The sequence below is a fragment of the Desulfatitalea alkaliphila genome, assembly GCF_022968795.1.
GTDB classification, from domain to species: domain Bacteria; phylum Desulfobacterota; class Desulfobacteria; order Desulfobacterales; family Desulfosarcinaceae; genus Desulfatitalea; species Desulfatitalea alkaliphila.
On the sequence record NZ_JALJRB010000013.1, the window covers coordinates 105,047 to 120,291 of the forward strand.

The window sequence follows — 15,245 nt, forward strand, 5'->3', positions numbered from 1 at the left end:
ATGCAGATACTCGGGATACGCACCGCTTCAACCTGTGTCCGATACGCCATTGTTGAATGGGATGGTCAGACAGCCTCGTTGGTTAATTCCGCCGCTGAGAACAAACTGGATTTTCCGGCAGACTGTCAGGAGATACCTCAAAAGCTGCAATGGCTTTATTCAGAGCTTGAGCGGCTATACAGGATGTATCCCGATATTTCCAAAGTTGCCATCAAGATGAACCAGTTCGGAACAGAAAAGATGGCGAACCGTTTTTCAACCCACATGGATGGCGTTGTCATGCTGTCCGCCCTTCAGAATGGGAAAACGGCCCACACCTTCCTGTATGCAAACATGCAGCAAGGCATGAGCTCCAAAAAAGTCCAGGCATTTGCCGAAGACAATGTGGGACGTTCAGATAAATACTGGAATGCGCAAATGGCTGATGCCGTGGCTGCCGCATGGACCGGGAGGGATAAATAATGCAGCAGCGAGTGCAGATCAATCCCGGGCAGACCATTTATAAGTATGTCCTCCAACAGTCCATCGGAGGCGGTGGCTTTGGTGATGTATGGTTGGCCCACGATCGGACCATTTCCAGGGATGTTGCAGTAAAAGTGCTGGCCCAAGGGGTAGCGATTGACGAGCGCCTTCAGGAGGCTCGGATCGGGAACCATTTGGATCATGCCAATCTGGTGAAAATGCACTATGCGGATGTGGTTCAGCACAACGGAACCGACCTTGTCATTATCGCCATGGATTACCATGCAAACGGGTCCATCCTCTCCGGGGTCAATTCAGGGAATTTTATGCCGCTTCCTGAGGTGATTCGCTTCATGGCCGACATTCTGCGGGGACTGGAATATCTGCACGAACTGAACCTCTATCACAACGATATTAAGCCAAAAAACATCCTTATCGGAGATGCCAACCAAGGGGTGTTGACCGATTATGGCATCACTTGTCACTCACCGAGTGGGCAGCCGGTTCAGCCAAGGAGTGCATACAAACTGCACATTGCTCCGGAAGTGCTTAATTCCAATCAGATCAATGTGCAGACGGATATTTATCAGGTGGGTTTGACTGCATTCCGCTTACTGAATGGTATTGGTCACATCCGCGACAAATTCAATGCCTTGGGTCAGGGAGACTACTATCAGCTGGTGAAGGATGGAAAAGTCGTTCAGACCAGTGATTACCAGCCTTTCGTACCCCGGAATCTTAAAACTGTTATCAATAAGGCGGTCCATGTAGATCCCGCCAGCAGGTATCAGTCCGCCGTTGAAATGCGCCGTGCCTTGGAACGGTTGAGTTACCCGGGTTACTGGACAACCGATCCTTGCGGAGCCTTCATAGGTCATAACGAGCGCTATGAATACCGCTTTGAAGAACAGGCGTTGACGGCCAAATCATTTGAGTTCTCAACTTACAAAAAGTTCAAAGGCTCCGGCCGCGAGACCAAGGTTTCAGCCTACTCCGGTAAAAATCTTACACGGAAACAAACAGACGATTTGAAAAGAAAATTTATGCAATGGGTGGTGACGGGATGAAGCACGATATGACCCATTTGAATACACCAAAGATGCTTCAGAGCGCACAGGCCCTGATTGATCACCTCATCACATGGGGCGAGGTCACCCGCTTTGAACTGAGCGGTTTTGCCGGTGCTCAGGAGTGGATTACGACCTTCGAAAACGCAGGTATTCTGCATACAGCGACCACCGATATCTGGAGCCTTTCACCCGAATTTTGGAGCTTGCTCCGGGAAGAGTCGGAGAAAGCCGTCCGCATCGCATTGTTTCAGGTCCCGGAATATCGTGGCTATCTGATTTCTATTCTTGCCGAAGGTGCTGCATCCGCTGCCAAGCAGGGACTGAATGATGAGGTTGAAAAATGGTCCGGCGATGAGCTGCTGCCGTTCCTCTCAGCTATAAACCGGATGCTGAACGAAATTGAAACCGACGGGAAACGGATCATCGATCAGAAGGCGGATCAGATACCCACTCTGTTTGCATCGCTTTCCGAAAGGCAGAACAACTGGGACAACTGGAACCAGACTTTGCTGGGCAGAACGGCCCGGCCGCAGGACCTCTTTGATTTTGTTTTGAAGCGCTTTGTGCCTTATGCCATGCCGGAGCCGTGCAAAACCCACGGACGCACCCCGGCACTCCTGCCGATCCTCCCCTTGGTGGATGCTGACGGCAATGCACAGTTTATGAATCTGGTTCCGGCACCATGGAATGTCAGCCGATCGGATATTCAAAGCGGCATCGCGCTCTTTGATGAATATGGAAAGCCAATGAGTGAAATGGGGACAGCTGACGCTGCCCGGAATGCGTTGCAGGATGCTCTGATTGAACAGCCCTTTTACAAGGCCGTGACCCAGCTGGCGATTAATCATTACCGGGCAAAGACCGCTTTTTCACCGAGCTTCGAATTGGTTTTACAACCCGGAGCCGGGTTGTCCGGTGTGGCGCTGTTTTATGAAACACGGAAAATGGGATTACTGAAAGACTGGTTGCCGCCGCTGGTTCAATGCCAGGAGTGTTTTGCCGCCAGACCGCTGGAGGAGGAACAGGTTGCAAATATGATGGAGAACCTGCTGGCTCTGGACATTCTGGAACAGGCCGATGACAACCTCGTTCTTCATGAAGATTTCCAGTCCACCTTGATGGCAGGACGGCTTCGTTCCGTGTTTCGGCCCGGCAAGTCTTTGCAGGACCGCATGATTGAAGCGGTCAGAAAACATTTACAAAAAAATCAACCGCAGGAGGTGAATACATGAGTCAGATAAAAGACACCTCCTCGAAGGTAGCATTACCAAAACTATTTCTGTGGAGTGACCCGACAAGGTATCAGGAATACCCGGAGGCTCTCGCCCGGGCGGAAGAAGGCCGTGTTTATACACGACAGGAGATCGAGCAGGAGCTGTTCGATATCACGCCGACCCTGACCTTCAAGAAAGATGGTAAACCTCGAGGACGTGGAACGGATGGTATTGTCAACGCCATGGGCTTCGAGCGTTTCGGCCAGAGGCTGTGTGTAAACGGGCTCGATCTTATCCAGAAAACAGACCACGGTTTTGTGGTTTCTGAGGCAGGATTGGAGCTGGGAAACACCTACAAGAATAGCGCTGAGTCAGATGAGTGGCTTCATTTGCTGGCAAAAAATCTTCTGCTCCGGGAACCAAGAACACGACTTCTGATTGGGCTGATGCTCAAGGGCTGGCTGCTGCAGGTGGACGTGTTCAACAAATTCCCCAAGAGTCAGATGTCATTTATAGGGCCGGAACAGGCCAGACTGGATATCACCTCCAAGGACTGTCTACAGTTCAATGCTCTGCTCTCAGACCATGCGGAATTGGCATTGGGTCCCTTATGGATTGCCGAACTGTCGGAACACGGCTTGAGCCTGCCCATTGAATGGTGTGGCATACGTGTCGACCAGCCCTCCATTAAGGATCTCTCCTCTGCCATTAAAAAGAGTTTCGGGTTGCTCTTCTATATCGGAATTTTCAGTGATGAAGGCAATGGTTGGGCCGTTGATACGGATCACGTGGGCCTGATGCTCGGTCACGATGTCCTTGAATCATTCGGCGTTTCGGCTTCCGGTGGCCACGGCAAGTCAAAGGATGAGCTCTTTCTTGAGGCATTACTGCAAACCATGGACAGCGAAGGATACGCTATCGCCAGCGCCCTTGCGGATAAATTTGGAGAGCTTTGCCAGACCCCGGTTGAAGAGCGGGAAGAGGCTCTGGACCAGTTTGCCCGTGAATCCATGTATGACGACCGTCTGGTCATTGAATCCTATCACACTGGCCAGCCCCGGATGGGACGCGGCTTGTTCGGTGACAGTAACTGCCGTCGCCTGAAAATCGAATTTACACCGTCCGCAAGAGGGACGGTTATCGGAATTAAAACGAATAACAACCTCGCGGAGGAACAGTAAAATGATAATGAAACCTTGGGCAGCAAAAGGAGTCGCGCTTTATCCACCCAGCTTCTGCATGGTTGGACAAAATCAGGTATTTAACGCTCTGCACCAATTCCGACGTTCGTTCTGGGATGGTCAGACTCACGATATTGCGGGATTTTTCGTGGCATTCGGAGACTGGGGTCTTGGTAAGACCCGTCTCGGCTATGAACTGATTGGAGAGGCCACCGGACAGATCGATGAGTGGCTCTTGAATGAACACGAATATGTGGTCGCTCCCTATAACCGAAAAGATAAAAAGGCACGGGTGCTTGAACCGGCGCTGTCCGATGGTGTCCTGCCTGTTTACATACGCTACAGCTCTGTATGTGATGATGAGCTTGATGCACCCACATGGGTTGCACGACTCACCGTTGAATCCCTTCGCCAGACGCTCGAATGCGATGTGAAATCCGGAGGCGTAAAAGCGCTCTATACAGACATCACCAATGCCCTTCATGCCAAGGGGATTCCGCTTGATCAGCTGACCGCCTGCGTGAAAAACGAAGATCTGGATTATTCCGCAAGGCTCGATGCCGCAATGGAAATCCTCAAACCTAAAGGGATCAAACATCTCTGGATAATCGTTGACGAAGTGGAAACCCCCGGTGATCTGAAGCGGGGCCTTCGTGATGACACCCCGTCCAGTATTGATGATGAATACCTGCTGATGGTCTCCGAGGTTATCAAGCACGAAAACTGGCGCAGCCAGCACCCCTATGTGAATTTCCTGCTGCTCTGCTCCATGGGTATGAGGGACCAAATTCAGATCGGTCCGAACTTGCGTCGCGCCAGCAGTGTAACAATAGAACCGAATCAGGTCACCGATGTTAGCCGGTATGTGAATCATATCAAAGAGTCGCTGGCTGATCCGGAGTCGGTGGAATATCCGGCGGGTACGCTGGAGGCGGCCTTTCTCTCTGCCAACAGAAACTTTGGCTGGCTGAACGTCATTATGTCATCAGTGCATGAGACCTATGCCCGACACAAAGAGCGAAACGAAGATATCAATTCGTGGGCATTGATCCGGGATTTTGCCAAAACCGATGCTCGGGCTGGCAACATTTTCAACGATAATGCCGCCATGCCTTTGATCGGCAAGATTAAGGATGTGCCTCAAGAAACCGTGGAGCGTATTGTTTACGGCCAGCTCCCCGTGGGCGTGGGTGGGACATCATCTGCCAACATCTCCCCGGCTTTTGCTGAGACCCTGCTTGAGCATGAAATCGCCGGGCGCGGAAAGACATTTGCTGAGCTGAGCATGGTGCATATCGATGCGTCAACGCTTGCCAGTGAACTCATCCGGCCTGAATACGGCTTCAAACCGGTTGAAGGCAAATCAGACACCTACTTTACCTCCACATGCCAATTGTCCGTGGTTGGATTGCTGGAAGCGTTGAAAGCCTTTTCGGTCACGGCGGGAAGCAACGACTCTTCGGAAATTGTCATCTACACCGACCTTGAGCAATGGGGCGAGCAGCTGACGGCTCTTTACCCGAGAGATGGAATTGAGTTTGCCGCAGAAGCGCTGCACAGGATCTTCCTGAGCCCTGATTACAGGGTGGAAGATAGCCGCTTTATCGGAATGGCATTCCGCCTGTGGAAGGAATTCAACAAATTGCTCAATGCGAATACGGAAAGTGTTCGGTTCTTCAAGGACGGTCGCTTTGAGCAGAAGCTTGAGGATTATGTAAAAGAGGTATCCGCTTCTAAAAATAAACGGACTGTAGCGACATGCCTTGGTTTGGCAAAGCTGTTGGATGAGTCATTAGAGAACGCAGCTACCGTGCAGGCATTGTCCGGCATTCCTCATCAGGTGTTCTCTTCACGATTCACATCCCCATCTGTGGATGGATTCCGGGTTACACCAGACGGAAAACTGACAATCGTCTATTGTCTCGATTCTGATGAGACCATCAGAAAGCTGAGCACATATCTTGGCACCGAGCGAGTGCATCCAATTATTGTGCTGTTCCCCGCATCCGCAGATTATGCCGCTTTTGAGGAACAACTGGATAAATATCCGATTCTGAAGCGATGTGTTCTGACTTCACGGCTGGTGGTTCAGGAAGAAGATTTTCTAATCAAGTATTCTGCCCGGAACTCCGTTTTTGAACCACAGGATGCAAGGCTCAGCAAGGTCGCCAATGGTCTGCTGAAATCCTATCAGGATGAATGGGTTTCCAAAGCCAGAAACTGGTCCAACAAAATCAGGCAGGACGGTTACCTGATCGCACCGATCTGGAGTAAGGCGAAAAGTATACCGGTGGCCGATTTTGCCAAAGGCTACCGCTACATGCTTGCCACGAAAAATTCTCTGGATGCCACTCATGAAAACCATGGCGGTCCGTTGAGCGATGTGGAGTTTGAAAACTGCAAGCAGGCCGCCAAAAAGAATACCAATCCGCCAACCGCATGGAGCTATGGAGATCTGCTGGAAATCTTAACCCCGGATCACAACTCGAGAGTTCCCCGTTGTTTCTTTTCAATTCTGCGCGAACTGAAAACACAGACCGCAGCGAATAAACTGGCCAAGAATTTCTTCTTTATCGTGCCTGAAACCGAATTCAAGTCGGTTCAGCAGATGGAGCAGATCCTTGAACTTCTGATTGGGCTGGGTGCCGTCCGCCAGACCAGTGGAGAGCTTTTCCGGGCGATTGATCAGAATCAGCTGGAAATCCGACGGGAAGCCGCTTCCAAGTGGCTGAAGAACGAATGTAAGGAAGCGATCAAAAACTGTGAAGGACTTTTCCCGACTCAGGCAGGCATTCTCTGGAATGCCTCATATCCCGACGCCAGCCTGAAACTCGAGGATTCCGAAAAGAAAATCAAAGCGATTGATTTCAAGATCCTCACAGCACCTTCTATAAATTCACTTCAGGAGGATGCGTTTACGGATCTGGTCGCACAGATCCTGCAAATCGAGAACCTCATCGTGAAAGTCTGCCCGCTGGATATCGGCAGTAAGAATGTGGAGTTCGAGTGCGTGGCGGCCCAGATCGGTCAGTTTGAACGGAAATATAATTCCCTGTCGCTCTGGGAGAAAGTCTCCTTCCTGAGCTGGCTCAAAAAACACTTCCTATCCAAGCGCGAGGAGCTGCTGTCTGAGATCAACCGGATCATTAAGGACAGCAACGAATTGAAGCTTGTTTCTGGAAAGCCATTCCCGATCGTTCCACTGACACTGCCGCTCAAGGCTATTCAGAATGAGCTGGAAAACGCTTTAAAGGGTGTCGGTTCTCCGTCCATGACGCGCATGGCAACCATTAAGGCTGGTAGCTATACCTTGCTGATCGATCAGTATCTTGTGGATTCCAAATACGAGTCAGCCTGGGAACGCTTGTCCGCTTTGGGTGATCTTGTCTCGCCGGATATGACAGACAGCTTCTATACACGGTTTGTTGCCTTGAGAACCCGCTGGGAATCGGTCATTCATACATTTGATGCTACCGATAGTGTATGGACTCAGCTTTCGGAATTTACCAAGGATGCACCGCAGGAAATCCTATCAGACCTCACCGGGATCAAGTCTGAGATCCAGAAATATAACGGGATGATTACAGGCGGTTTGGAAAGTCAGATTCAATCCCAATGCGATGATACGGCTGAAGATGAGCTTTTGACCTTGCTGCAAAACGAGGTTGATGCGTGCGAATCCAAGCTCCAGCCGATGCAACAGAAGATCTCCGACAGGCTGGACACGATTAAGTCTGACTTGAGGAAAATCATCCGCAGCACCCGGCTTCAGGCATTGAATAAGCTGCTTCAGTCTGAAGGCAAGAGCATCATGGAAGAACCGAAGGCTGAGGATACCTATCAGAAAACCAAGATGGCCTATGAGTCCTTCAATACAAAGGTGATCGCTGATGGTGATAACGTCTTTGAGACCTCAGGTCAGCCGGTCTCCTTTGAGCTTTGGGTGGATATTTATAAAGGGCTGAGCAACGGATCTTACAGCGAAGAGGAGCACCCGGATCATGATGAGGCTATCAAGGCTCTGAAGAAGATGAAACTTATCAGGACAAGATTGGAGCTGCGATGAAAACCCTAATTCTTGATATCCAGAAAGACCTGTTTGAGTCATCGGTGCTGGAACAATCAGCTGAAATACAATTTGTATCAGTTGATGAAGTCCTTGGGGTGAAAGGCGTCCCATGCGTTCTGCTTGGCTCCAAAGGGATTGATGACTTTACCGGCACCGTGCGTAAGCTGGCGCGGGCCAATTATCAAAACGGTACCGGTCTGATCATCATAAATCCGCCGATTGACACCGATATTGGCAACGCTGTTGACGCGCCTGTTTCAATCACGGTGAAGAAACGTAAAGCATCTTCTTTTTGTAAGCCCTCGGGGTTTGATGGTCTTGATGGCGAAAGCAAATATGAGATCTGGTCGGATGGCACGATTGAGTCATCACTGAGCTCTGGCGTGATGGGCGTTGACGATAATAAGGGTACCGTCCTGCTCAAATATCAGCCCAAGAATACATCAGGCGCGGTTTTTATAACCACTTTGAAGTTGCTTTCCTACAGCGGGATGACCAACGAGGCCGACAGAGAATCACTGCTAAAGTTGCTTCTGATATGGGAGAACAAACAGTCGTTTGTCAATGAAGAGCCGACCGAAGATGTGACGGCTTCAGATGAGAGTGTATTGCATACTGTGGCAATCCTCTCTTTTTCATATGACAGCAAAGACCCGGATAAAATTTCAGCAGCCATGTCCCGGTTTTTTACCCTCAACACCGACGTGGATGCCGTCCGGCAAGTGTTAGAGCAACTTTCAATTAATCTGAACGCAACAAAGGAAAATTGGAAGTCCAAACTCGAAGATTATATCGATCAGGCCGGACACTACTCCTATGCGCGGGAAATAAAGGAAATACTTGAAGACGAGGAGGCTGGCGTATGAAAAGCGTTGAAATGTCACGCGCATTGACAGCAGCCATGAGCCTGCGCCTTCCCGGCACCGCTGGCAAACTGGCCAACAAGATGCGCTATGTCGATTCCAAAGGACCACTGTTTCATGACGGGGGCCTGATTAGGAATATTACCCAAGGTAAGCACGAGAAGGTGTATGCCGTTGGTATCTCTTCGAAAAGCAAAAGCATGCCTGCTCTGGGTGGATTGCTCTATGGAGCTGCTGCCCTTCGGCACGACTTGGTCGTCGCCAATAACGAGGTCAGTGAAGGTCTGCAGGACAGTCGAGTCGACATCAACGATATGAATTTCCTCGGGGCGTCAGAACGCCTTGTGTGGAAGGAGTTCATTCTTGTTTACCGACTCCTTTCGGATTTGATGAGCTCTGATACCAAGCCAGACATCATTTTCGTGGATATCCCTCTACTGGTTTCCCGGGCGGAACAAAGCGTCTTTCTTGAAGAAGAGGATGTACAGGAGGACTGGCAGGCCCTTCTACACGTGATGGAGGATTTCTGGCAGCGCCACCTGAATGACTTTTACCCTAACAATCCCGACGGACCATTCCTTGTATCACTACAAACCAAGCGGGATCTGAACAGTGCCGTCCTGAATGCCATTCGAGAAGAAGGTCAGTCAGGAAGCCCGGAAGCCATTGATGACAAAATCGTGAACCTAATCCGTGAGGACTGGGGGCAGCTACGAAGAGTCGGTATCCTGCGTTTTCTGAAAGGGACACTTAAGGCTGGGCGCAGAACAGCTGCCTTCTATTACGAGTCTCTCAGTAAATACATGAAGCGTTTTGAACCGAAGCTTGTTTCAGAGCATGGCCTTGTTGGATTTCACCTTCAGGTTGGGCTGCGTACACCCATCTGGAAGGTTGAAACCATTGGTAAGCGTGACAGCTGGAGCACAGAGAGTCTCGATAAGCTTGCAGGGCTGATCTCGTATTTAACCATTCACGACAACCCCAAAATGAAGCCGCTTCCTCTGTGGTTTGCCGAACAGCTTGTTCGTATGCCTAAGGAAGTTCTAATCAGCTATTTAAAATCGACCCTCGCAATGCTCAGAGACAGAGAGGTTGATCAGACATGGCTTGAAGGTATCGACACAATTCAGGAAGAGGTAGAATAATGAAAAATAATCAAGAAAACTTTATCGGTAAACTGGTTGGGAACACGGGCCAACCGGACAAATTGACCATTGCTCTCCGGAATAGCTTTTCAGCAAGGCGCGGCGAGTTCGTCAGGATCGCTCATCAAGAGCGTGAAAATGACCAGAACATGGATGTACTCGGGCGTATTGTCTCCCTTTCCAGAAACAGCATCCTGTTCAACCCTGCTCTTGGTGAAGGCATTAGCGAGGTTGAGCTACTGCCACACTCCAAAATTTCCGGGGAAACGGTGTATGGAACCATTGAACTGGTTGGTTACAAAGATCCATATACAGGTGAAATCAGAATCCCTCGCAGACCGCTTAATCCGGGCACTAAGGTCTACAGTGTCGATTATGACTTTTTGACCAAGTTTTATGATTTCTCTGAGGACACCAGCATTCACCTTGGCAACCTTGTCGGGTACGAAAAAGGCTCAAATGTCGTTCCTGTATATCTTGATGCCAACACGCTGGTGACAGAACACTTAGCCGTGCTGGCTATGACCGGCTCTGGTAAAAGTTACACCGTTGGGCGAATTATTGAACGCCTTGTTGCTCAGCTGAACGCATCGGTTGTGGTTTTCGATCCCCATGGGGAGTACGGGAAGGCATTGCGAGGCGGAACCCTGAATTTCAATGACCGGCTTGATTCCGTAGAGGATGTAAGGGACCGGGAGAAGCTCGTTGAAATCCAAACAAGGTTGCAAGCCCTTCAAGATAAGGGGGCTGGCATAACTGTCTTTACGCCTCAACTCAGAAGCTTTACCGAAAAATATGCCGGTAAGAATCAGAACCTGGCCCTGCAGCTGGATCATTTCGATGTGGATGAATTTTCAGGTGTGTTACCGGGTCTCACGGAGCCACAGCAGCGTGTACTCGATGTGGCGCTGAGGTATTGGAAGGAAAATTTCGAAGAGCCTCGGGATATTCAGGAGCTGTTCTCTGTTTTGGACGACCTTGACCGCCTGAAAAATTGGGTTGCTGAATCAGGAAGCCCGGGTGAAGCCAGCGCCCTCAAAGGCGGAAGTGCCAATATTGCCGCCATCCGGTTACGCCGGATGATTAATGAGGCACAAAGCTTTTATACCCGTGCCGCAGGCGACCCCTTCGATGTTTACAAAATGGTCGGAGATGACAACGAACCCTACGGACGAATTTGTATTGTGGATCTTCAAGGACTCTCAAACACGGCAAGACAGGTCATAGTTGCATTGATATCCAGTGAACTGATGAAAGCGGCGGGCGACAAGAACCGTCCGATAAGACCCTCTTTTATCATCTATGAAGAAGGCCACAATTTCGCGCCCAATGGTGAACCCTGCATATCAAAGAACATCATCAAGCGGATTGCAGCCGAAGGTCGAAAGTTTGGAGTCGGGTTTGCCATCGTAAGTCAGCGCCCCAGCAAGCTGGACTCAGACGTCACCAGTCAGTGCAACACGATTGTGGCCATGCGTATCAAGAACCCGGATGATCAACGATTCATTCAGAAAACATCTGATTATTTCTCCGCAGCTGACCTTGCTGAGTTGCCGACACTGTCAACAGGTGAAGCATTGATATGCGGCCGGGCAATTATCGCTCCGCTGGTGGTAAAAGTCGGAACAAAGGCCCTTGTTCATGGAGGAGAGTCGCCGAAAGTATGTGAACGCTGGGGAAAACCGGAGATTTGATGAAAAGAAGCATAAACATAAGCGAAACAGTTTTTTCTGCCGTCACTGATAAGTCTCACATGGCAGAGAACTTTCCTATGCTTTTGCAGTCGGGAATCCCAGACCGTGGTGTGACGATCCATTCGCACTTTTTGACCTACTTGTCGAGCTGCGGTCAAAAAGCCGGGTATTCCGCGATTACGGAATGCCCCGTGAGTATTAACGAATCATTTCAAGGCATCGGAGAGATCCGGGCTGATTCCGTGTGGTTTGATAAATCGGATTTAAAACCGAGAATCGCCTTCGAGTTCGAACGCTTTGAAAAAGGTGATGAAAAGAAGCTCAAGCAGAAGGTTGAAAACTTGGCGATAACAGCGGCGCTCAGTGAGACCATTGAATTGGCCGTTCTTGTCTACTGGGTCCGGTCCGGCTCCATGCCCAGAAGCATGGATGGTGTAGTCGCCCCATACGGAGCCAGCTTCAGAAGAAACGGGATCGTGGTCCCCAAAGCCATGACACCGTTAATGGTAATCAAATGCGTCATGAAAAGCTCTGGAGATACGCAGGATCTTGTGTTTGGGGAACTCCTTCGGGATATGCGTAATGAACGGCACTTATCTGGAGGAAGTTATTAATGGGCATTTTCTTTAGAACAAAGAAAAACGAACTCCTTGGAGACCGGTTTCGGCTTATTGAAGAAGTCGGCAAAGGAAGCTTCGGTGAAGTATGGAGGGCCGAACGTTTATCTGACGGGAAGCATGTCGCCATCAAGATCCCAAAAGATCAAGAAAAAGGTGAGGAGGTCCTTCGTAAAGAAGCAGATATCGTTAAAGGAATCATCCACCCGAATATTGTGCAGGTGTACGCATTTCATAACATAAGCGACCTGTTCTTCATTGAAATGGAATTCATAGACGGGTTCAGCCTTTCAGCAATTTTGCAGGGCTCGAACAATGCAACGAGCCTGTCTTTCAAACAGATGCTGGAATGGCTTGCCAATATACTGGATGGACTCGCAGCCGTGCATCAAAGGAATATTTCACACAACGATCTTAAGCCGGAAAACATCCTTATCGCCAAGGATAGCAACAAGGCCAAAATAACTGACTTTGGCGTCAGTAGAAGATTTGAGGATGCGTGGGTATGGACCAAGCGTCATGGAACAGAGGCGTACATGGCTCCGGAAGTGGCTCTGGAAGGTAAACGTAGCAAGGTGTCGGATATTTATTCGCTCGGAGTCTTGTTATATGAGATGACCACAGGCTCCCTCCCATACACCAGTCCACACCAATTGTTGACGGGCTTAAACATCTCAAAGCCCCGGGAAATCAACACCGATATTCCATCCGACCTTGAACGGGTGATTCTGAAAGCGATGGAACGGCGGCCGGAAAAACGGTATCAAAGCGTCGGTGAGTTGCGAGCTGATGTCGATCGATGTGTGGATTCCTTGTCAGTCAGCAATGTGATGACGGAACTGCCTTCTCGGTCCGCACCCAAACAAGAATTCCAACCACCTTCATCGAGCCCGCTCTATTACCTTGAACTCGCCAAAAAGAAGCTTTCCGATGGTGATCATCAGGGGGCCTTGGAAGCGGCAGAAGCTGCAGTTGACCGCAGCGATGAACATCCTCAGTACCTGCGGATGCTCGGCGGTATTTGCATTCGTGTGGGATACAAAAAGAAGGCCATTGCTGCTTATGAACGGTTGATGAGTATCTATGAGCGCGGATACCCAGTTGAGGATCGCCAGAAGATAGAGACCATCGAGCGTCTTGGCTCTCTATATGTGGACGATCAGCGTTATGAACAGGCCATCCAGATTTACACCTCGCTGGTCAAGATAACCTCAAGCTCCTATGCCAAATTTAAACTCGCGATTGCCTATGGCTTGGATGGTGATTACCGACAAGCGATTCAGCTTCTTGAAGAGGTCCGAAATGAAAAACCTGAGGCTTTGGTGGTCTATAACAAACTGGCATGGGCTCATGCATTAAACGGAGATGATCACCTCGCTCTCAGCTTCTATAACCAAGCGTTGGCAATAGATGCTTTTGACCTGTTCAGCCTTTTCCACCTTGGGCAGTATTACCACATCATCGGTGATCGTCGCAGGTCAAATGAGTATTTCCAGCGGCTTTATAACGCAGATAAGGTTGGTGATTATTCCGCCCGGGCAAAAAAAATTACAGGTGATGATAAATAAAGGAGAGTGTGATGTTTCAAACAGAAGTGGCATCGGAAAAAGAGTTTTCAGACTGGAGCGAATTGTATGCGTGGGTCGCTGATGAAGAAAAATCTACATCACGAGTTCCAATACAGGGCTTACTGAAAAATGGAGCCAAATTCCAGGAAGATAAATATTTCGGCGGCTCGGAATACAAACTTGCTTTCACCGAAGAAGGACTAAAAGCGCTCTGCTACAAACTCGGCTTTCCTCTGCTTGCCCTTGAAATGACAAAAGAAAGTGAGTTGGCCTCAAGAATACTAAATGATCTCCTCGGCCAAGATAATGCGAAAGCACAGCTGTCCAATAGTGAATTTGTGATCAATGAAAAAGGCAGCGACTCATCACATGGGAAAGTTTGTGGAATTGTTTCGAGTAGCTATGTCGGATACAGCAACAATTCATTTGTGCGAGATATTGAAAATGTAATAAGTGAAAATGATTTGTCCTCTGCAGGAAAGCTGACTTTAAAAGAGGCATACTCAATAAACACAAGGCTGCACCTTCGACTTACCAGCATGCACATCTCTGGAACGGTTTCCGGCCGGGGAGGTATCTCTGAAGATAAAACAGAAATAGGTCTTGAATTTTGCAACAGCATGGTAGGTGATGCCGCTGTTTCTATAGATTATTTCCTCCATCGGTTGGTATGTGCCAATGGACTGGTGTTGCCTGCCGGTCGAAATGGAGCACGAGTTATTCATTCTGGAAAAGCCAAAAATTTCTTGACCCGCTTAAACAAGGCTTTTGGTGATGTGCTCGCAGGAATGGGTGAAAAAGCAACGTATGTGAAGGAACTCAGTGATATCGAGTTTTCTCCGCAAAGACTGTCTGAGTTAGATCTCAGCAAAATGATTTTTGACATCATTCCGAAATCAAAATCCACCGTTATTGATAAGCATAGAAATGTTTTCAATGACTTCATTTTTAGGAAACTAAGCCCAGAGGACAAACTAAAAAGAGAAGAGCTGGCGATAGGATACTTGCCGCTTTGTTTTGCTGGAGAGCTGTCAAAAGCTGTCTTCAATTCTAAATATCGGGACAACGCCTCAATGTTTGACCTGATAAATGTATTTACTGAGCACGCCAAAGAAAAACAACCCGCCGAACGGTTGGAAATTCAGAAGCGATCTGGTCAGCTCGCTGAATGGGTTGTCAACAATAAGAAAAAGTTTAATTAGATGAACGTTCAAGATGCAGCCATACAGATATTAAAGGACGCTGGAAAGCCTCTCCATGCCAAAGAGATCGCCGAGCGGATTATGGAAGCGGGTTTGTGGTCAAGCGATGGTAAAACGCCAGAGGCCACTGTCAGCGCTTGCCTTTACTCGAATATTAAAA

At 49.1% G+C, this 15,245-nt stretch carries 12 protein-coding genes; all 12 read left to right on the forward strand.

Annotation, left to right across the window (positions count from 1 at the left end; all coding sequences use genetic code 11):
* Positions 1-462 carry a hypothetical protein gene (locus tag MRX98_RS12800; protein ID WP_246909146.1) on the forward strand — a complete coding sequence of 154 codons (462 nt, stop codon included), beginning with the start codon at positions 1-3 and terminating at the stop codon, positions 460-462.
* Complete coding sequence (locus tag MRX98_RS12805; protein ID WP_246909148.1) at positions 462-1,529, forward strand: serine/threonine-protein kinase; 1,068 nt, start codon at positions 462-464, stop codon at positions 1,527-1,529. The genes MRX98_RS12800 and MRX98_RS12805 overlap by 1 nt, the downstream gene beginning before the upstream one ends.
* Positions 1,526-2,764 (forward strand): hypothetical protein, encoded by a 1,239-nt coding sequence (locus MRX98_RS12810; RefSeq protein ID WP_246909149.1) that lies wholly within the window; start codon positions 1,526-1,528, stop codon positions 2,762-2,764. The genes MRX98_RS12805 and MRX98_RS12810 overlap by 4 nt, the downstream gene beginning before the upstream one ends.
* Positions 2,761-3,927 carry a hypothetical protein gene (locus MRX98_RS12815; RefSeq protein ID WP_246909151.1) on the forward strand — a complete coding sequence of 389 codons (1,167 nt, stop codon included), beginning with the start codon at positions 2,761-2,763 and terminating at the stop codon, positions 3,925-3,927. The genes MRX98_RS12810 and MRX98_RS12815 overlap by 4 nt, the downstream gene beginning before the upstream one ends.
* Before the next feature lies 1 nt (position 3,928).
* A complete protein-coding gene (locus MRX98_RS12820; protein WP_246909153.1) occupies positions 3,929-7,993 on the forward strand; it encodes a hypothetical protein in 4,065 nt (1,354 codons plus the stop codon).
* Positions 7,990-8,862 (forward strand): hypothetical protein, encoded by an 873-nt coding sequence (locus MRX98_RS12825; protein ID WP_246909155.1) that lies wholly within the window; start codon positions 7,990-7,992, stop codon positions 8,860-8,862. The genes MRX98_RS12820 and MRX98_RS12825 overlap by 4 nt, the downstream gene beginning before the upstream one ends.
* Positions 8,859-10,004: a hypothetical protein gene (locus MRX98_RS12830; protein ID WP_246909157.1), complete on the forward strand. Its 1,146-nt coding sequence runs from the start codon at positions 8,859-8,861 to the stop codon at positions 10,002-10,004. The genes MRX98_RS12825 and MRX98_RS12830 overlap by 4 nt, the downstream gene beginning before the upstream one ends.
* Positions 10,004-11,698: a helicase HerA domain-containing protein gene (locus MRX98_RS12835; RefSeq protein WP_246909159.1), complete on the forward strand. Its 1,695-nt coding sequence runs from the start codon at positions 10,004-10,006 to the stop codon at positions 11,696-11,698. The genes MRX98_RS12830 and MRX98_RS12835 overlap by 1 nt, the downstream gene beginning before the upstream one ends.
* Positions 11,698-12,312, forward strand: a complete 615-nt coding sequence (locus MRX98_RS12840; protein WP_246909161.1) for a hypothetical protein — start codon at positions 11,698-11,700, stop codon at positions 12,310-12,312. Before MRX98_RS12835 ends, MRX98_RS12840 begins: the two co-directional genes overlap by 1 nt.
* Positions 12,312-13,883, forward strand: coding sequence for a serine/threonine-protein kinase (locus MRX98_RS12845; RefSeq protein ID WP_246909163.1), 1,572 nt, complete (start codon positions 12,312-12,314; stop codon positions 13,881-13,883). The genes MRX98_RS12840 and MRX98_RS12845 overlap by 1 nt, the downstream gene beginning before the upstream one ends.
* A gap of 11 nt (positions 13,884-13,894) precedes the next feature.
* The gene (locus tag MRX98_RS12850; protein ID WP_246909165.1) at positions 13,895-15,085 is read left to right on the forward strand and encodes a DUF932 domain-containing protein; all 1,191 of its coding nucleotides are present in this window, start codon (positions 13,895-13,897) and stop codon (positions 15,083-15,085) included.
* A partial coding sequence (locus tag MRX98_RS22185) for a winged helix-turn-helix domain-containing protein (protein ID WP_343217762.1) occupies positions 15,086-15,245 on the forward strand: 160 nt, incomplete at its 3' end.